The 17,058-nt window shown below is 71.2% G+C and carries 17 protein-coding genes, 1 tRNA gene and 1 riboswitch; of the genes, 6 read left to right on the top strand and 12 right to left on the bottom strand.

The annotated features are described in order from the left end of the window. Positions 1-7: 7 nt before the first annotated feature. Together ACGFIA_RS24760 and ACGFIA_RS24765 are read right to left on the bottom strand one after the other, a co-directional pair. Complete coding sequence (locus tag ACGFIA_RS24760) at positions 8-574, bottom strand: NUDIX domain-containing protein (protein ID WP_357468510.1); 567 nt, start codon at positions 572-574, stop codon at positions 8-10. 29 nt (positions 575-603) lie between these two features. Further along, positions 604-1,497, bottom strand: a complete 894-nt coding sequence (locus ACGFIA_RS24765) for a LysR substrate-binding domain-containing protein (protein WP_357468513.1) — start codon at positions 1,495-1,497, stop codon at positions 604-606. Between the two features lie 87 nt (positions 1,498-1,584). Between ACGFIA_RS24765 and ACGFIA_RS24770 the strand changes: the two genes are divergently transcribed. Both ACGFIA_RS24770 and ACGFIA_RS24775 read left to right on the top strand, forming a co-directional pair. Next, a complete protein-coding gene (locus ACGFIA_RS24770) occupies positions 1,585-1,980 on the top strand; it encodes a VOC family protein (protein ID WP_357468516.1) in 396 nt (131 codons plus the stop codon). A gap of 9 nt (positions 1,981-1,989) precedes the next feature. After that, positions 1,990-2,502 carry a GNAT family N-acetyltransferase gene (locus tag ACGFIA_RS24775; protein WP_357468519.1) on the top strand — a complete coding sequence of 171 codons (513 nt, stop codon included), beginning with the start codon at positions 1,990-1,992 and terminating at the stop codon, positions 2,500-2,502. Here ACGFIA_RS24775 and ACGFIA_RS24780 read toward each other — a convergent pair. From ACGFIA_RS24780 to ACGFIA_RS24790, 3 genes are all read right to left on the bottom strand, one after another. Continuing rightward, positions 2,499-2,981, bottom strand: a complete 483-nt coding sequence (locus ACGFIA_RS24780; RefSeq protein WP_357468522.1) for an SRPBCC family protein — start codon at positions 2,979-2,981, stop codon at positions 2,499-2,501. The two genes, ACGFIA_RS24775 and ACGFIA_RS24780, sit on opposite strands and share 4 nt — an antisense overlap. A 160-nt stretch (positions 2,982-3,141) precedes the next feature. After that, positions 3,142-3,753 carry a dihydrofolate reductase family protein gene (locus ACGFIA_RS24785; protein WP_357468525.1) on the bottom strand — a complete coding sequence of 204 codons (612 nt, stop codon included), beginning with the start codon at positions 3,751-3,753 and terminating at the stop codon, positions 3,142-3,144. Between the two features lie 205 nt (positions 3,754-3,958). Further along, positions 3,959-4,032: transfer RNA gene (locus ACGFIA_RS24790), tRNA-Gly, on the bottom strand. A 180-nt stretch (positions 4,033-4,212) separates the two neighbouring features. Here ACGFIA_RS24790 and ACGFIA_RS24795 point away from each other — a divergent pair. Beyond that, on the top strand, positions 4,213-5,205 hold the full coding sequence (locus ACGFIA_RS24795) for a zinc metalloprotease (RefSeq protein WP_357385284.1): 993 nt from the start codon (positions 4,213-4,215) through the stop codon (positions 5,203-5,205). 69 nt (positions 5,206-5,274) lie between these two features. On the opposite strand, the gene ACGFIA_RS24800 is transcribed toward ACGFIA_RS24795, so the two are convergent. Beyond that, entirely contained in the window at positions 5,275-5,820 is a 546-nt protein-coding gene (locus tag ACGFIA_RS24800; protein WP_357468530.1) for a pyridoxamine 5'-phosphate oxidase family protein, read from the bottom strand. Positions 5,821-5,898: 78 nt separating this feature from the next. Here ACGFIA_RS24800 and dcd point away from each other — a divergent pair, with 78 nt between their 5' ends. Further along, complete coding sequence (dcd, locus tag ACGFIA_RS24805; RefSeq protein ID WP_354866296.1) at positions 5,899-6,477, top strand: dCTP deaminase; 579 nt, start codon at positions 5,899-5,901, stop codon at positions 6,475-6,477. A gap of 65 nt (positions 6,478-6,542) precedes the next feature. On the opposite strand, the gene ACGFIA_RS24810 is transcribed toward dcd, so the two are convergent. Beyond that, positions 6,543-7,574, bottom strand: a complete 1,032-nt coding sequence (locus tag ACGFIA_RS24810) for an NlpC/P60 family protein (RefSeq protein WP_357468533.1) — start codon at positions 7,572-7,574, stop codon at positions 6,543-6,545. A gap of 11 nt (positions 7,575-7,585) precedes the next feature. Further along, positions 7,586-7,721, bottom strand: a riboswitch (cyclic di-AMP (ydaO/yuaA leader). A gap of 238 nt (positions 7,722-7,959) precedes the next feature. Between ACGFIA_RS24810 and ACGFIA_RS24815 the strand changes: the two genes are divergently transcribed. Next, entirely contained in the window at positions 7,960-9,993 is a 2,034-nt protein-coding gene (locus ACGFIA_RS24815) for a peptidoglycan recognition family protein (RefSeq protein ID WP_357468536.1), read from the top strand. 70 nt (positions 9,994-10,063) lie between these two features. Here ACGFIA_RS24815 and ACGFIA_RS24820 read toward each other — a convergent pair whose 3' ends face one another. From ACGFIA_RS24820 to ACGFIA_RS24830, 3 genes are all read right to left on the bottom strand, one after another. After that, positions 10,064-11,074, bottom strand: coding sequence for a C40 family peptidase (locus ACGFIA_RS24820; RefSeq protein WP_393262354.1), 1,011 nt, complete (start codon positions 11,072-11,074; stop codon positions 10,064-10,066). Between the two features lie 170 nt (positions 11,075-11,244). After that, complete coding sequence (locus ACGFIA_RS24825; RefSeq protein WP_357468544.1) at positions 11,245-12,249, bottom strand: hemolysin family protein; 1,005 nt, start codon at positions 12,247-12,249, stop codon at positions 11,245-11,247. Beyond that, a complete protein-coding gene (locus tag ACGFIA_RS24830) occupies positions 12,242-13,549 on the bottom strand; it encodes a hemolysin family protein (RefSeq protein WP_357385296.1) in 1,308 nt (435 codons plus the stop codon). The genes ACGFIA_RS24825 and ACGFIA_RS24830 overlap by 8 nt, the downstream gene beginning before the upstream one ends. Before the next feature lie 82 nt (positions 13,550-13,631). Here ACGFIA_RS24830 and ACGFIA_RS24835 point away from each other — a divergent pair, with 82 nt between their 5' ends. Beyond that, a complete protein-coding gene (locus ACGFIA_RS24835; protein WP_357468547.1) occupies positions 13,632-14,297 on the top strand; it encodes a GPP34 family phosphoprotein in 666 nt (221 codons plus the stop codon). A gap of 67 nt (positions 14,298-14,364) precedes the next feature. Here the strand turns inward: ACGFIA_RS24835 and ACGFIA_RS24840 are convergent, their stop codons facing one another. Both ACGFIA_RS24840 and ACGFIA_RS24845 read right to left on the bottom strand, forming a co-directional pair. Beyond that, the gene (locus ACGFIA_RS24840) at positions 14,365-16,563 is read right to left on the bottom strand and encodes a (Fe-S)-binding protein (RefSeq protein WP_357385300.1); all 2,199 of its coding nucleotides are present in this window, start codon (positions 16,561-16,563) and stop codon (positions 14,365-14,367) included. Between the two features lie 180 nt (positions 16,564-16,743). Beyond that, positions 16,744-17,007, bottom strand: a complete 264-nt coding sequence (locus ACGFIA_RS24845; RefSeq protein WP_357385302.1) for a cell division protein CrgA — start codon at positions 17,005-17,007, stop codon at positions 16,744-16,746. Positions 17,008-17,058 lie beyond the last annotated feature (51 nt).

Consider the following 17,058-nt stretch of genomic DNA (forward strand, 5'->3'; position numbering starts at 1 on the left):
GGACGGGTCAAGGCGTCGCTGCCGCCAGTTTGGTCAGCACCCGGCCCAGGTGCGGCTCGATCGTGCCGGCCGGCGCCTCGGTCACCTCGGCCGGCGTCCACCAGCGGATGCCGGCGAACTCCACCGGATCGGGCGTGAACCGCTGGTCACGGTGAGCGGACAGCACGTACCAGAGGCTCACGTCGGTGTGCCGCTGCTCCGGCGGGCCGACCGTCTCGGTGACGGTCAGGAACGCCGGGCGCTCGCCGAACGGCGGCGCGAAGACCGCCGCCACGCCCAACTCCTCCCGCAACTCGCGGCGCACCGTGTCGGCCGGGTGCTCGCCGGGCTCGACGTGACCGCCGCTCGGCAGCCACATGCCCGCGAGACGGTGGTCGACCAGCAGCACCGCGCCGTCGGCCGAGTCGCGGAGCAGGAAGTACGCGACCAGATGCGGCGACGGCGTACGCGGCTTGGCCCGGCGGAAGATGTCCTCCGTGGCGGCGAGCCAGGTCAGCGCCGCCTCCCGGTGCCGCGCCTCCTGCTCGTCGCCAGGTGTCAGTTCCTCGACCAGTGCCCGGATCTCGTCCCGCATCCCGCCGATGCTGCCAGCCGGGTGCGACGTCAGTCCTCCGGCAGCGGGTTGGCGTCGGCAGCCGCGCGGACGAACTCGCGTACCCGGGAGGTGGTGTTCCCGGCCGGCCACACCGGACCGCGACAGATCGGCGGCGCGTCGTGGATCGGCACGTAGGCCACGTCCGGGCGGGCGTAGAACTGGCGGGCCTGCTCGCCCACCGGCAGCACCCCGCGCCCCAGCGCGACGAGCGCCAGCATCTCGGAGAAGCTGCCACCTGCCGGACCCTTCGGCACCGGACGGCCGGACGGGGTGCGGTCCGGCGTGCGGTCCTGTTTGAACGCGGCCGAGGTCACCGCCGGGTACCGCACCACCGGATGGTCACCCAGCACCTCCAGCGACACCGACTCCTCGCGGGCCAGCGGGTGATCGGCGGGCACCGCGAGCACCCGGCCCTCGCGCACCAGCACCGGGCCGTTCGCCATGCCGTCGAAGGGGTACGAGGCGATCAGCACGTCGATCGTGCCGTCCATCAGGCTCGACCGGGTGCTGGCCAGGGGCGCCTCGTGCACGCGCACCTCGCAGTCCGGGTGACGCTCGGTGAACAGGGCCACCGCGCGCAGCAGCACGGGTGCCGTCGACTCGCCGACGTACGCCACCCGCAGCTCACCGGTCAGCCCGCGCCCGGCATCCACGGCCCGCCGCACCGCCGCCTCGATGCCTGCGACCAGTGGGCGCATCTCCTCGGCCAGGCGGGCGCCGATCGGGGTGAGCCGGACGACCCGGCTGGTGCGCTCGAACAGCGGCGCGCCGATCCGGCGTTCCAGCTTGCGCACCACGTGGCTGACCCGGCCGGTGCTCACCCGCAGCCGCGCGGCGGTCCGCCCGAAGTGCAGTTCCTCGGCCAGGGTCAGGAACGTCTCGACCTCGTACCGCTCCAGCACCGGGCACCTCCGTCGTTGCCTGCGGGTCAACGATCGTAGTCCGGAACGGGCTTGGCCCGGCTCACCCGGCGGACCAGGGTTGACGGCATGCAGAACCATCTCGTGACGGTGACCGGATTCGATCACCTCGTGCTTTCGGTGAGCGACGTCGAGCGCTCCCTCGGCTTCTACTGCGGCACGCTCGGCCTGGCCCCGGTGCGGGTCGACAGGTGGCGGGCCGGCGAGGTGCCGTTCCCGTCCGTACGCGTCGACGCCGGCACCATCATCGACCTGATCAAGGGCGACCCGATCGGGTCCAACGTGGACCATTTCTGCCTGGTGGTCGAGCCGGTCGACTGGCAGCGGGTGGTCGACTCCGGCGTGTTCACCGTGCTGACCGGCCCGGTACCGCGCTTCGGCGCGCGCGGCACCGGCACCTCGATCTACGTCAGCGACCCGGACGGCAACACAATCGAACTGCGCTCCTACCCGGCCGACGCCTAACCTGGCCCGATGCCGCAGCTGGAACGACTCGCCGCCCACCACGCACCCGCCGTGCTGCGGTTCGAGCGGGAGAACCGGGCGTACTTCGCCCGGTACGTCCCCGACCGGGGCGACGACTACTTCACCGGGTACGCCGCCCGGCACGCGGCCCTGCTGGACGAGCAGGAACGCGGCACCTGCCACTTCCACGTACTGGTCGGCGACCACGGCACCGTGCTCGGGCGGTTCAACCTGGTCGACGTCGCAGGCGGCAGCGCCGAGCTGGGCTACCGGGTGGCCGAGCGCGCCGCCGGGCGCGGGCTCGCGAGTGAGGGCGTACGGCGCGTCTGCGAACTGGCCCGCACCGAGTACGGCCTGCGCCGGCTGGTCGCCTCGGCGGCGCTGGCGAACCCGGCCTCGCTGGCGGTGCTCCGGCGTGCCGGGTTCGTGCTCGACGGCGCGGTGTCCGACTGCGAGGTGGATCTCGACGGGGAGCCCGGCCTGCGGCACGTACTAGACCTCCGCGAGCGGCCCGATCGTTAAGGGCCGGCGACCCGGGGCGCGTGAGCGGCCCAGGCCGCGAGCCCTCGTGTCAGGTCCGCCAGGTGCGTCCGGTACTCGTGGCGCACCCGCGCTCCGGTCCCCACCGGCATGCCCGCCGGAAGCTCCACCCAGAGCGCCTGGGTGAGACGGCACGAGTCAGGTCCGAGCGGCACGACTGTGAGCTCGGCACCGCCGGGGCAGGCAGCCATGAGGGTACGGGTGACGGCACGACGACCCGGCTCCATCTCGACGACCTCCAGGATGTCGCCCATCCGGCCCATGGGGGTCCGGCGCACGAACGCCTGGATCTCGCCGACTCCCTTCGGGCCGGGCAGCGTGACGCCGAGCTCCACTGAATCGTGCAGCACCACTGACGACGCCGGGTCCCACATGAAGTCGAAGGCCGCCTCCGCACTGGTGGGCAGGTCGACGGTGGCCGTCTCCCGCACCTGGACCGGCGTGGTCGTCACCCTGATCATCCGCAGACGTGAACGCACGCCGCATTGTGGCAGTCGATCCGCCGACCGTGGGGGCGACGCCGGAGCCACAGCGGCGTCGCTACCGGCTCCCGTCCGGCGCGAACACGGCATAGAAGGTCTCCCGCATCGGAGACCGGCACGTCCTCGCCCTTGACGCGCCCTACGCGGCCGCGTCCCCGTAGGTGGGCGCGCCGACCGGCTCGTACGTCAGTCGCAGCGCGCCGTGGGCATGGATGACCGACTCGGTGAGCCGCAGCGCGGTCGGCACCGTCCCCTCGCCGAACAGGCGCTTGCCGGTGCCGAGCACCACCGGGTACAGCCACAGGTTGAGCCGGTCGACGAGGCCGTGGCGCAGCAGCGACCGCATCAGGTCCAGGCTGCCGATCACGTGGACCTCCGCGTGACGGTCCTTCATCTCGGCGACGCGCTCGGCCAGGTCACCGTCCACCAGAGTCGAGTTCGCCCAGGTCAGCGGCTCGGCGAGCGTACGGCTGGCCACGTACTTCGGTACGCCGTTCAGCAGGCCGGTGAAGGGGATGTCCGCTGGTGCCTTCGGCCAGTAGCCGGCGAAGATGTCGTACGTCTTGCGGCCCAGCAGCAGCGCGTCCATGCCGCTCGCCTGCTGGAACATCGCCGCGCCGGACGCCTCGTCGAGCAGCGGCATCTGCCAGCCGCCGTGACTGAAGCCGCCCTCACGGTCCTCGTCGGGCTCGCCGGGCGCCTGCGCCACGCCGTCGAGGGTCAGGAACTCGGTCGCGATCAACTTGCCCATGGGTCTGCTCCTCCGGTTGCCGCTCCGTCAACCGGTAGACCCGGCCACGACCCGCAACTCATCGCCGCACTGAACCTGGGCGACTGCGGCGAGCGGGCTCAGCGAACAGATCAAGAAGGGCCGTGACCGGTACGGCCAGCGCAAGAAGCAGTAGGAACGACTGAGGCCCCAGCCAGGAAACACGTCCTGAGCTGGGGCCTCACGTTGGAGCGGGTGACGGGAATCGAACCCGCACTGTCAGCTTGGGAAGCTGATGTTCTGCCATTGAACTACACCCGCAGGCGGCATCACTCTACCTGAGGTCACCACGCCCGTGCACCCAGGTACCCCCCACGCGCGAAGTTGCACGTCGGAAACGTATGGGCGTTCTCAAATGCGTCGATGGGATGTAACGTCTGCCCCACGTTTCCGAACCGGCGTGACACACCCCCTGGCACGCCGTCAGAAAGAGGTGGGCCCATGGGACTCCGTCCCAACCTGCTGACCCGGCGTACCGCCGGTGTCGCGACGTCGACCCTCGCGCTGCTGCTCAGCACCGCCGCCGTCGGCGTCGTCCCCGCTGCTTCGGCCTTCTCGGCCGCCCCGGCCGGCACCTGCGCCGAGCCGGCCGACGCCCACGCCGACGAGCACGCGAACGCCCGCGTCGCGAAGGGCGGCAACGCCAAGCTCGACCCCAACCACCTGACCGCCCAGCAGGTCCGTGACCGTGAGGCCGACCTCGCCGCCGCGCAGCGCGAGCGGGCCAACTTCCGGACCGGCGCCGTGGCCCCGCTGGCCACCGTGACGATCCCGGTCGTCGTGCACGTCATCCAGGAGAACAGCACCCGGGCCGGTGGCAACATCACCGACTCAATGATCAACCAGCAGATCACCGTGCTGAACCAGTCGTACGCGGGCTCGACCGGCGGCGCCGCCACCGCGTTCGGGTTCCAGCTCACGAAGATCAACCGGGTGACGAACCCGTCGTGGTACCCGATCGTGCAGGGTTCCTCCGCCGAGCGCTCGATGAAGACCTCGCTGCGTGAGGGCGGCAAGAACACGCTGAACATCTACCTGGGCGAGCTGAGCGACAGCCTGCTGGGCTGGGCGACGTTCCCGAAGCGGACGCTGGACAAGATGGACGGCGTGGTGGTGCTCAACGAGTCGCTGCCCGGCGGCACCGCGACCAACTACAACCAGGGTGACACCGGCACCCACGAGGTCGGCCACTGGCTGAACCTCTACCACACCTTCCAGGGCGGCTGCTCCGGCTCGGGCGACAGCGTCTCCGACACCCCGGCCGAAGCGTCCCCGGCGTACCAGTGCCCGACCGGCCGGGACACCTGCTCGACCGCCGGCAAGGACCCGATCACCAACTTCATGGACTACACGTACGACTCCTGCATGTACCAGTTCACCGCCGGCCAGGCGAGCCGCATGCTCACCGCGTGGAACGCCTACCGCGCAGCCTGACCGTCGTACCGCGTACACCGGTGCCGGCCCTGTCCTCGGACGGGCCGGCACCGTTCGTCGTGGGCCGGGTCAGGCGGCCGGGCGGCGGGTGTCGAAGCCGTGCCGGCCGCGAAGGCCCTCGGCGGCAACCGGGTCACGCCGGGCCGGTTCGACCCCGCGCGGATCGAGCCACACCCGCACCTGCGGCGGGGCGGCGCCGGGCTGGGCCACCGGGTCGCGCCGGGTCAGCATCGCCGCCTCGACAGTGAACTCGAACAGCCGCCAGTCGCCCTGCGGCGCCGCGCGGGCGATCCGGGCCAGCCGCGTCACCGTGGCAGGGTCGGTCACCTGCCGCGCGCGCCCCGCGATGTACGCCTCGTCGTCGCTCTCCTCCGGCGGGAACGAGTGCAGCGCATAACGGCCGTCGCGTTCGAGGTCGCGGCGCTTCGGCGAGTCGACGACGAAGCACCAGAGCCCGTCGGCGGTGATCACCGGGGAGACCGGGTGGACCCGGGGGCCGCCGTCGGCGCGGACCGTGGCGAGGTAGCCGAAGCCCGGCCCATACTGCTGCATCAGGAGGCGGATCTCGTCGGCGAGGCGGGGCTCGTCGGCGGCGAATTCGGACCAGGAAGCCATGTGGACACTCTATCGAACACGTGTACGAAGATGTAGTGCGACACGCAGGTCACCCATACCGGTCGCTATGGTGTTCGGATGCTGCTCTCCGACCGCGACCTGGTCTCCGAGATCAAGGCCGGCACGCTCGCGCTGGAGCCCTTCGAGCCGACGCTGGTGCAGCCGTCGAGCATCGACGTACGCCTGGACCGGCTGTTCCGGGTCTTCAACAACCATCTCTACACACACATCGACCCGTCGAAGCAGCAGGACGACCTGACCTCGATGGTCGAGGTGCCGGAGGGACAGCCGTTCGTGCTGCACCCGGGCGAGTTCGTGCTCGCCTCCACGCTTGAGGTGATCTCGCTGGGCGACCAGCTCGCCGGGAGGCTGGAGGGCAAGTCGAGCCTGGGGCGGCTGGGGCTGCTGACCCACTCGACGGCCGGATTCATCGACCCGGGCTTCTCCGGCCACGTCACGCTGGAGCTGTCGAACGTGGCGAACCTGCCGATCACGCTCTGGCCGGGCATGAAGATCGGCCAGCTCTGCATCTTCCGGCTCTCCTCGCCGGCCGAGCACCCGTACGGCTCGGCCGTCTACGGCTCGCGTTACCAGGGGCAGCGCGGCCCGACGCCGAGCCGGTCCTGGCAGAGCTGGCGCACCTGGCCGACGCGCTGACGGACGCCCGCAGTTGTTAAGAAGGGCCCCCTCCTCTACCGGAGGCGTTAAGAGGGGGCCCTTCCTTACACCCGGCCGTAGCTGTTGATGTCGCCGTCGTCGACCCGCTTCATCGTGATGGGCTTGCCCGACTGGGAGGCGTGCACCACCCAGCCGTCGCCCACGTACATCGCCACGTGGTGCAGGTCGCCGTAGTAGAAGACGAGATCACCGGCACGCAGCTCGGCACGGCCGATCCGCTTCGTCACGCCGTGCTGCTGGCGTGCGTTGTGCGGCAGCGACACGCCGCCCTTGGCCCACGCCGCCATGGTCAGGCCCGAGCAGTCGAAGTGGTCCGGCCCGGCCGCGCCCCAGACGTAGATCTTGCCGATCTGGGCGCAGGCGAACTTGACCGCCGCACCGGCCGCGCCACCGGGGTAACCGGCCGGGCAGGGCGCCGGGCGCAGCGGGCCGCCGCCGCCCTTGCCGTACACCTTGAGCCGCAGCTTCTGCAGCCGGGCGATCTCGGCGTCGATCTGCTTCTTCTTCGCCGCGAGCTGGGCCTCGGTGCGCGCCAGCCCGGCGATCATCTCGTCCAGCGGCTTCTTCTTCGCCGCCAGTTCGTCGCGCAGCGCGGCGACGGAGCGCACCTGCTCGTGCTGCCGGTGCGCGAAGCGGTCGAGCAGTTCCAGGCCGTTGACCAGGTCACCCGGTGAGCGGCTGCCCAGCAGCGCGTTGACGGTGGAGAGGTTGTCGCCCTTGTAGGCGTCGGCGGCGAGCCCGCCGACCTGGCCGAGCGCGGCGTCCACCCGGGCCTGGAGGGGCGCGATCTGCCGGCCGAGCGCGTCGGCCTGCTCGCGCCGCGCGGCGAGCTGTTCGCGTACGGCGTTGACCTGTTCGATGACCGGTTCGAGCTTGTTCCAGTCGCGGTCGATCTGGGCCTCGATCTCGGCGACCGAGGGTTCGGCGTGTGCCGCGGTGGCGCCACCGGTCAGGACGACAGCGGTGCCGACCAGGGCGGCGAGGGCGGTGGTGAAGCGGGACCAGCGGGTACGCGGCACAGCCGTGGACCGGTCGACAGACCGGCTCGACGACGGCCGCGGGGCATGGAGTGCCACCGGCGTCCGTACTCCTTCTTCAGTTCCGCCTACCGGGTTAGCTGACGGATTCGGGCGGGAAGGGAGCCGCCCTACCGCATCGCTGCGGATTCACCCCAGGTACCTGGTTCCCCGGCTCGCCCGCGGGCGACTCGGCGGTGCCGGTCCGTCACCGACCGGGTTGGACGGTGAGACGTACGGCCGACGATTCACCAGAGTAGGGACCACCGTTATCGATCCGCAACTTCCAGCGACGTGACACTCCGTACGCGATCCGGCGGCGAACCACTGACGGAAGTGAAATTTTCTTTCACGGCTGATTACTTACTGGAAAGGTATTGACCGTCACGGGTGTGCGGAGTGAGGGTGGAGACGCAGTGACCCCCATCCCTGTCCAGGAGGTTCGATGCACCTCTCCGCCCCGCCGTCGGGCAGACGGATACTGCTCGCCGCCGCCGTGGCCACCGCCACCGCGCTGGCGACGACCGGCCCGGTGACCGCCGCGCCGGACACGTCCCCGCCCGCGAGCGACAGGCAACAACAATACGCCGCCGCGGCCGCCGAGTACGGCGTCCCGCAGAACGTGCTGCTCGGTGTCTCCTATCTGGAGTCCCGCTGGGACACCCACACCGGGCAGCCGAGCACCAGCGGCGGCTACGGCCCGATGCACCTGACCGACGCCGCGCACATCCTCGCCATGCCGGGCAGCGCCCACGTCGACGAGGACGAGGACCCGCGCGGCGACGACTCCCGTCCACTGAAGCTCGACCCGGCCACGGCCGCCACGCCGGAGCGGGAGGCCCCGCTGCCGCCCGCCTCGCTCCAGACGCTCGACGCCGCCGCCGCGCTCACCGGGCTCGACGCCGGGACGCTGCGGACCGACCCGGCCGCGAACATCCGCGGTGGCGCGGCGCTGCTGGCGTCGTACCAGAAGGCTCTGGGCGGGCCGGTCGGCGCCGGCACCGACCCGGCGGCCTGGTACGGCGCGGTGGCCCGGTACTCCGGCGCGGACACCACCGACGGCGCGGCGGCCTTCGCCGACGAGGTGTACGACCAGCTCGGCCAGGGCGCCAGCCGGACCACCGACGACGGCCAGCGGGTCACGCTCGCCGCCACCGCCGCGACGCCGGACCGTTCCCGGCTGGCCCGGCTCGGTTTGCGTAACGCCGAGCGGCCGGACGGGCTGGAGTGCCCGGTGCGGCTGGCCTGTGAGTGGATCCCCGCGCCGTACGAGCAGCTCAGCGACGACCCGGGTGACTACGGCAACCACGATCTTGGCGACCGGCCGAAGCAGCAGAAGATCGAGTACATCGTCATCCACGACACCGAGGGCTACTTCGGCCCGAGCGTCGACCTGGTGAAGCGGGCCGACTACCTGGGCTGGCACTACACGCTGCGCTCGGTGGACGGCTACATCGCCCAGCACATCAAGACCAAGGACGTCGGCTGGCACGCCGGCAACTGGTACGTCAACGCGAAGTCCATCGGCCTGGAGCACGAGGGCTTCGCCGGTCAGGGCACCTGGTACACCGAGGCGATGTACCGCACCTCCGCCAAGCTGGTGCGCCACCTGGCGCTGAAGCTCGGCATCCCGATGGACCGGCAGCACATCATCGGCCACGACAACGTGCCCGGCATCAACGCCGGCGCGGTGGGCGGCATGCACTGGGACCCGGGACCGTACTGGGACTGGTCGCACTACTTCGACCTGATGAAGGCGCCGTTCCGCACCACCGGCACCGCGCGGACCGGTCTGGTCACCATCGACCCGGACTTCGCCACCAACCGGCCGGCGTTCACCGGCTGCAACCAGCAGCCGCCGGGCGTCCCGACGCCCAGGCCGCCGGCCGAGCCGTGCCCGTCGCGCGGCTCCTCGTCGGTGATCCTGCGGACCGCGCCGAGCCCGGACGCCCCGCTCGTCAACGACCTCGGGCTGCGCCCGGACGGCACGCCGGACACGATGTACATCTCCGACCACGGCGCCCGCGCCTCGGCCGGTCAGACGTACGCGCTCGCCGGCCGGCAGGGTGACTGGACGGCGATCTGGTATCTCGGCCAGAAGGCGTGGTTCCTCAACCCGGCCTCCGCGCCGACCGCGAAGTGGGCCACCGGCTTCGTGGTGACCCCGCGGCCCGGCAAGGCCACCATCCCGGTGTACGGGCGGGCCTACCCGGAGCAGGCCGCCTACCCGGACACCATCCCGTACCAGACCATCTCGCCGCTTCAGTACACGTTCGCCGCCGGCCAGCGGTACGCGGTCGGCGGGGTGCTGCCCGGCGAGTACTACCGGGCCGTCTCGTTCGACGGTTCGGCCCCGGGTGACCGGACCGTGGTACGCGGCGAGAACCGCTACGTGCAGGTCCAGTTCGGCCACCGGATCATGTTCGTGAACCTGGACGACGTGCTGATCCTGCCGTCCCCGGTCGGTGCGCCGCGCTGACCCGTCACCGCACGGCGAGAGGCCCCCGGTCCGTGACGGACCGGGGGCCTCTCGGTGGTACGGGATACGGTCAGGCGACCCGGACGAAGCCGGCGATCGGCATCGTGCTGATGCTCGACACCTGGACCGGTTTACCGGTACGTGGCGCGTGCACCATCACGCCGTTGCCGAGGTAGAGCCCGACGTGGTGCAGATCGGAGCCGAAGAACACCAGGTCACCCGGTCTCGCCTCGGAGCGGGACACCTTGCGGCCCTCGTTCCACTGCGCGCCGGTGAAGTGGGTGAGCGAGATGCCCGCCGCCTTGTACGCGTACTGGGTGAGGCCGGAGCAGTCGAACGAGTTCGGGCCGGTGGCACCCCACACGTACGGGTCGCCGACCTGGGCGCACGCCGTCTTGATCGCGGTCCGCGCGGCGCTGCTCACCACACCGTCGACGGCGGGGCAGCCCGCCGGGCGGATCGAGGTGACCGGCAGCATGGCGGTCAGCCGCTTGATCTCCGCGTCGATCTGCTTCTTCTTCGCCGCGAGATCGTTCTGCTGCTTGATCTCCAGCGCGATCAGCGCGTCGAGCTTCTCCTTCTGCTTGTTGTACTCGTCACGCACCTTGAGCACACCGGCGATCTGGCGGCGCTGGTCCTCGGCGATCCGGTCCAGCATGACCAGCTGCTCGGCCAGCGCGCCCGGCTTGGAGTTCACCAGCAACGCGCCCAGCTCCTGCGACGGGCCCTGGATGTAGTAGCGGGCCGCGATGTCGCCGACCTTGTTCATGGCGAGCGTGGAGGCCAGCTCCAGCGGCACCATCTTGTCCTTCAGCGCCTTGGACTTCTTCTGGTTGGCGCGCAGCTGCGAGCGGACCTTGTTGAACTGCTCGATGGTGGGTTCGAGCTGCTGCCACTGCTTGTCGATCTGCGCGTCGATCTCGTCCACCGACGGCGCCGCGTGCGCCGGGGCCGTCAGCATTCCGGCGCCGACCGCGGCGGCCGCGACCAGGGTGACCAGACGGTGAACCACCCGTCGGAACCCGGCCCGCCGGCCGGGTGGCGCGCTCGGGGCGTGACGTTGAGGGGGCGTGGTTGCCACCGGCACGGACTCCTTTGCAACCGACCGCCGGGCGCCTCGCGAGAGGGAAGGTCGAGGCAGACGACCCACAGCGGTCGGTGCCTCACATTAGGGAAGGCGTCCGGTGGAATCAAGGCGACCGTTTACTCAATCACGTTTCCGCAATCGTTTGCACACCAAGGGTATTCGTTTCATCTTCCGACGATGGCCGTCAATACGTCGTCGAGCGTGACCACGCCCATCGGCCGGCGCCCGTCGCTGACCAGCACCATGTGGCGGCGTTCGCGGCGCATCGCGAGCAGCAGGTCGGCCAGCGTACGGTCCGGCGGCACCACCGCCAGCGGCCGGTAGACGGCGGCCGGCACCGGCGCCCGGCGGCTCGCCCCCGCGTACCCGAGGACGTCCTTGACGTGCACGAACCCGAGCACCCGGCGGGTGGCCCGCTGCACCACCGGGAAGCGGGACCGGCCGGTACGGGTCGCCAGCACCTCCAGCGACGCCGGTGAGACGTCCTCGGCCACTGTGGTCACCGTGGACCAGGGTTGCAGCGCGTCCGCGGCGGTACGGCTGTGCAGGGCCAGCGCGCCGGTGATCCGGGCGTGCACCTCGGCGTCGAGCAACCCCTCGGTACGCGCCTGGGAGACCAGACCGGCCAGTTCCTCGGCGGTGAACACGGTCTTCACGGCGTCTGTCGCCTCCACCCGCCACCACCGCAGCACCTGCCGCGCCGCCCACTTCATCGCCAGCAGCAGCGGCTTGGTGGCCAGGCAGAACGCCAGCATCGCCGGGCCGAGCCAGAGCGCCGACGGCTCCGGGCCGGCCAGCGTGATGTTCTTCGGCACCATCTCGCCGACCACCGTGTGCAGGAACACCACCACCGCCAGCGCGACGACGAACGCCACCGGGTGCACCGCCGAGGCGGGCAGTCCCAGCGCGGCGAACGAGGGCTCCAGCAGTTGGGCCAGCGCCGGTTCGGCGATCGCGCCGAGGCCCAACGAGCAGACGGTGATGCCGAGCTGCGCCCCGGCGATCATCAGCGGGATCTGGTTCATCGCAGCCAGTGCCCACCGGGCCCGCTTCGACGTCGCCGCGAGCGGTTCGATCACCGTACGGCGGGAGGCGATCAGCGCGAACTCACTGCCCACGAAGAACCCGTTGCCGAGCAGCAGGCCCACTGCGACGAGTAACTCAGGCACCGTCGTCGGGCTCCTCGGGGCGCACCACCCGCACCTGCTCGATCCGGTGCCGGTCGACCTCCACCACGGTGAACTCGTACCCGGCCTCGTCCACCGTCTCGCCCGGCACCGGGATGTGGCCGAGCCGCGCCATGAGGAAGCCGCCGAGCGTCTCGTACGGCCCGTCAGGCAGCCGGAAACCGGTCTGCTCGACCAGCTCGTCGGCGCGCAGCACGCCGTCGGCCAGGACGGTCCGCTCGCCCCCGGGCACGGTGAGCTCCACCGGCCCGAAGCCGTCCAGCGCGTCCGGGTCGAACTCGTCGGCGATCTCCCCGACCAGTTCCTCGACCAGGTCCTCCACGGTCACCACGCCGTCGGTGCCGCCGTACTCGTCCACCACGATCGCCAGGTCCGCCCCGGCGGCCTTGAGCGCGGCCAGCACCCCGTTCAGGTTCAGGCTCTCCGGGACGTACACCGGTTCCCGGGCCACGGCGGCGACAGTGGTGGCCGCCCGGCGGGCCAGCGGCACGCCGAGCGCGTCCGGCACCCCCGCGACACCGGTGACCAGGTCGAGCGTCTCCTCGTAGACGGGGAACCGGGTCCGGCCGGTCCGCCGGGACGCCTCCAGCAGCTCGGCCACCGTCGCGGTGGCGCGCAACGCCGTCACGTCGACCCGGGGCGTCATGGCCTCGGCGGCCCGCTTGTCGCCGAAGCGGATGGTCCGGCGCAGCAGCATCGCGGTGTCCGGCGGCAGCGCGCCCGCGCGGGCGGAGATGGCGGCGAGCAGGCCCAGCTCCTCCGGGGAACGGGCGCTCGCCAGCTCCTCCTGCGGCTCCACGCCGAGGCGGCGCACCAGCCGGTTCGCTGACTCGTTCAGCAGCCGGATCAGCCAGCCGAAGGTGCGCGAGAAGGCCCGCATCGGCGCGGCCGTGGCCAGCGCCGCGGGCATCGGGCGGGCCAGCGCGAGGTTCTTCGGCACCAGCTCGCCGAAGAGCATCGAGATGAGCGTGGCCAGGGCCAGCGCGAGCAGGCCGGTGAAGCGTTCCGCGCCGCCGAACGGGTGCAGCAGCGGCGCGAAGAGGCGGGCCAGGGCGGGCTCGGCCAGGTAGCCGGTGAGCAGCGCGGTGAGCGTGATGCCGAGCTGCGCGCCGGAGAGCTGGAAGGACAGCTCGCGCAGCGCGCGGCGTACCGTGGCGGCCCGGCCGTCGCCCTCGTCGGCCCGCCTGTCGATCTCCGCCCGGTCGACGGTGACCAGGGCGAACTCGGCCGCGACGAAGAAGGCGTTGCCGGCGGTCAGCAGCACGAAACCGACCAGTGGCAACAGCGTCAGAAGCAGAAGGCCGTCGATGCGCGTGATTGTGGCACGCGGACGGCGATGGTGGACCCCCCGTAGCGTGGTGTGCATGGACGGTCTGCTGCTCACCGACGAACTGGTCCTGCTCGCGTACGACGACGACGGCGTCAACCGGCTCGGCAGCCCGCACCTCGGCTACGGCCTCGCCGGGGCGGTGCTGCTGGAACTGGCCCTGGCCGGCCGGGTGGAGGTGGCGGACAAGCGGCTCGTGGTGACCGATCCCGCCCCGACCGGCGTACCGCTGCTGGACGAGGCGCTGGCGACCGTGGGAACCGGCCGCGCGCGCAAGCCGAAGGACTGGATCGGCAAGCTCGCCCGGGGCCTGCCGGACCGGGTGCTCGGCGGGCTCGTCGACGCCGGGGTGCTGCGCCGGGAGTCCGGCAAGGTGCTGCTGGTCTTCCCGCGTACCCGCTATCCCTCGCCGACCGGCGCCCAGCCGCCGGCGGAGACGGCGGCCCGGCAGCGGATGGCGGCGGCGCTCACCACCGACGGCCCGGTCGACGCCCGGACCGCCGCGCTGCTCACGCTGACCCGCGCGGTCGGCCTGGACCGCAAGATCTTCCGTGAGCTGCCCAGGCAGCGGGTCAAGGCGCGGATCGAGGAGATCGCCGCCGGTGACTGGGCCTCGGACGCCGCCAGGAAGGCCATCGAGGAGATGCAGGCCGCGCTGCTGGTCGCCAGCACGGCCGCGGTGGCCGCCGCCTCGTCCGGCTGAGACGCGACGGCGGCGGCACCGCACTGGTGCCGCCGCCGTCGTGGTCCGGCTCCTGCCGGGGTACGCCTCAGCTCGCGGAGGGTGCGACCTCCGGTTCACCGGCCGGGGCCTCCGGCTTGACCGAGCGCAGCAGCACGCTCGCCACGTCGACCACCTCGACCTGCTCGCCCGCGCCCTTGCCGTTGACGCCGTCGTTCAGCATCGTCGAGCAGAACGGGCAACCGACCGCGATGGTCTTCGCGCCGGTGGACATGGCCTCCTCGACCCGGTCCACGTTGATCCGCTTGCCGATCTTCTCCTCCATCCACATCCGGGCGCCGCCGGCGCCGCAGCAGAAGGAGCGCTCGCTGTTACGCGGCATCTCGGTCAGCTCGCCCTGGATCGAATCGCCGAGCACCTCGCGCGGGGCCGCGAAGATCCGGTTGTGGCGGCCCAGGTAGCACGGGTCGTGGTAGGTCACGCCGCCGTCGACCGGCTGGACCGGGGTGAGCTTGCCGGCGCTGACCAGGTGGGCCAGCAGCTGGGTGTGGTGCACGACCTCGAACTCGCCGCCGAGCTGGCCGTACTCGTTGCCCAGGGTGTTGAAGCAGTGCGGGCAGGTGGCGACGATCTTGCGCTTGTTCTTCTCCCGGCCCTCGAACGCCTCGTTGAGGGTCTCGACGTTCTGCTGGGCGAGCATCTGGAAGACGAACTCGTTGCCGATACGCCGCGCCGGGTCGCCGGAGCAGGTCTCGCCCTCGCCCAGGATGGCGAACTTGACGCCCGCCTCGTTGAGCAGCGTGGCGACCGCGCGGGTGGTCTTCTTGGCCCGGTCCTCGAACGCGCCGGCGCAGCCGACCCAGAACAGGTATTCGAAGTCGTCGACCTCGCCGACGCGCGGCACCTCGAACCCGAGGCCCTTGGTCCAGTCCTCGCGGGTGTTCTGCGGGGCGCCCCACGGGTTGCCCTTGTTCTCCAGGTTGCGCAGCATGACGCCGGCCTCGGACGGGAAGCTCGACTCGATCAGCACCTGGTAGCGGCGCATGTCGACGATGTGGTCCACGTGCTCGATGTCGACCGGGCACTGCTCGACGCAGGCGCCGCAGGTGGTGCAGGACCAGAGCACGTCCGGGTCGATGACACCACCCTCCTCGGCGGTGCCGATCAGCGGCCGGTCCGCCTCGGCCATCGCGAGCACGTCCACCCCGGCCAACTGCTCCTGGGTGGCCTTCTCCTCGCCGGTCAGGTCCTTGCCGCCGCCGGCCAGCAGGTACGGCGCCTTGGCGTACGCGTGGTCGCGCAGGCTCAGCACCAGCAGCTTCGGCGACAGCGGCTTGCCGGTGTTCCAGGCGGGGCACTGCGACTGGCAGCGACCGCACTCGGTGCAGGTGCTGAAGTCGAGCAGGCCCTTCCAGGTGAACTGCTCGACGTGGGCGACGCCGAACTGGTCCTTCTCCGGGTCGGCCTCCTCGAAGTCCAGCGGCTTGCCCTCGCTGGTCATCGGGCGCAGCGGGCCCAGGCCGGAGCCGGCCGGCTTCTCCGGGTCGCGCTTGAAGAAGATGTTCGGGAAGGCCAGGAAGCGGTGCCAGGCCACGCCCATCGTGACGTTCAGCGAGATCACGATGAGCCAGGTCATCGAGATGCAGATCTTGATGAGCGCGGCGACGCTGACGCCGGCCTCCCAGCTCGGGAGCACCGAGCCGACCGCGTGGCTGAGCGGGGCGGCCCAGACGGGGTACTCGAAGTGGTCGGTGGCGACCTTGAAGCCCCGGATCACGAACCCGAAGATCAGGACCAGCAGGACGACCCACTCGACGAAGTAGCCCTGCCACATGGTCGAGCCGGTGAACCGGGACCGGTTCTCCGCGCGGCCGGGCCGGTTGCGCAGCCGGATCACCATCAGCACGACGATGCCGATCAGGCCGAGGATGCCGATCCACTCGGTGACCAGGCCGAAGATCGTCCAGTGCCCGATGATCGGCAGCCCGCCGCCGGTCGAGACCACCTCGAAGTAGGCCTCCAGCACCAGCAGCGACAGCACGATGAAGCCGACCATCACGAACCAGTGGGCGGCCCCGACCACGCTCCACTTCAACATGCGGGTGTGACCGGCGGTCTCCACCAGCATCTGCTTCGTACGCGCGCCCTTGTCGCCGAACCGTTCCGGCGCGGGCTGGCCGAGCCGGATGACGGCGGTCATCTTCATGACCGCGCGCACCGCAAGCCACACCGCAACGGCGGTGATGGCGGCCGCGAGGATCGTGGTGACGATCTGGACGCTGCCCATCGAGTTGGCCTCCCGGTCTGCTGCTTTGTCCGTGCAGCCTACGCGCAAGGTTACCCAGCAGTAACGTGAGTCTTCTCGCACCAGGCCACGCCGCCCTGCGCACACCTTAGGTGCAGTGGCACCGAAGTGCCGGGCAGGGGCGGCGTGGCGTGACCTACGCCGTGGCGGGGCAGCGCCCGATCAGCGCCAGCGGGAGAGCAGGATCAGCGACGAGACCATCGCGCCGAACCCCACAGCGAGGTTCCAGTAACCCCAGGTGGCGACCGGATACGCCTGCTCCGAGAGGTAGTAGACGACCAGCCAGCCGATGCCCACCACGATCAACGCGACAGCGGTGACCGGAAGCCAGATCGGGCTAGGCTTGCGCGTCGACGCCGTCGCCGTCGGACGAACGTCCGTCGGCGGGGTGTACACCTTCTTCTTGCGGACCTGAGACTTGGGCACGACGCTCTCCAGAGGGGGGTACGACCTCGTCCGGCCTGACAACCGGGCGCG

The organism is Micromonospora sp. NPDC049203 (assembly GCF_043197215.1).
In the GTDB taxonomy this organism is placed as follows: Bacteria; Actinomycetota; Actinomycetes; order Mycobacteriales; family Micromonosporaceae; genus Micromonospora.

Bases quoted from the DNA above. Each gene is read 5' to 3' on its own strand.
- ACGFIA_RS24760 (WP_357468510.1), bottom strand. From the start codon at position 574: ATGCGGGACGAGATCCGGGCACTGGTCGAGGAACTGACACCTGGCGAC.
- ACGFIA_RS24770 (WP_357468516.1), top strand. From the start codon at position 1,585: ATGCAGAACCATCTCGTGACGGTGACCGGATTCGATCACCTCGTGCTT.
- ACGFIA_RS24775 (WP_357468519.1), top strand. From the start codon at position 1,990: ATGCCGCAGCTGGAACGACTCGCCGCCCACCACGCACCCGCCGTGCTG.
- ACGFIA_RS24780 (WP_357468522.1), bottom strand. From the start codon at position 2,981: ATGATCAGGGTGACGACCACGCCGGTCCAGGTGCGGGAGACGGCCACC.
- ACGFIA_RS24785 (WP_357468525.1), bottom strand. From the start codon at position 3,753: ATGGGCAAGTTGATCGCGACCGAGTTCCTGACCCTCGACGGCGTGGCG.
- ACGFIA_RS24795 (WP_357385284.1), top strand. From the start codon at position 4,213: ATGGGACTCCGTCCCAACCTGCTGACCCGGCGTACCGCCGGTGTCGCG.
- ACGFIA_RS24800 (WP_357468530.1), bottom strand. From the start codon at position 5,820: ATGGCTTCCTGGTCCGAATTCGCCGCCGACGAGCCCCGCCTCGCCGAC.
- dcd (WP_354866296.1), top strand. From the start codon at position 5,899: ATGCTGCTCTCCGACCGCGACCTGGTCTCCGAGATCAAGGCCGGCACG.
- ACGFIA_RS24815 (WP_357468536.1), top strand. From the start codon at position 7,960: ATGCACCTCTCCGCCCCGCCGTCGGGCAGACGGATACTGCTCGCCGCC.
- ACGFIA_RS24835 (WP_357468547.1), top strand. From the start codon at position 13,632: ATGGACGGTCTGCTGCTCACCGACGAACTGGTCCTGCTCGCGTACGAC.
- ACGFIA_RS24840 (WP_357385300.1), bottom strand. From the start codon at position 16,563: ATGGGCAGCGTCCAGATCGTCACCACGATCCTCGCGGCCGCCATCACC.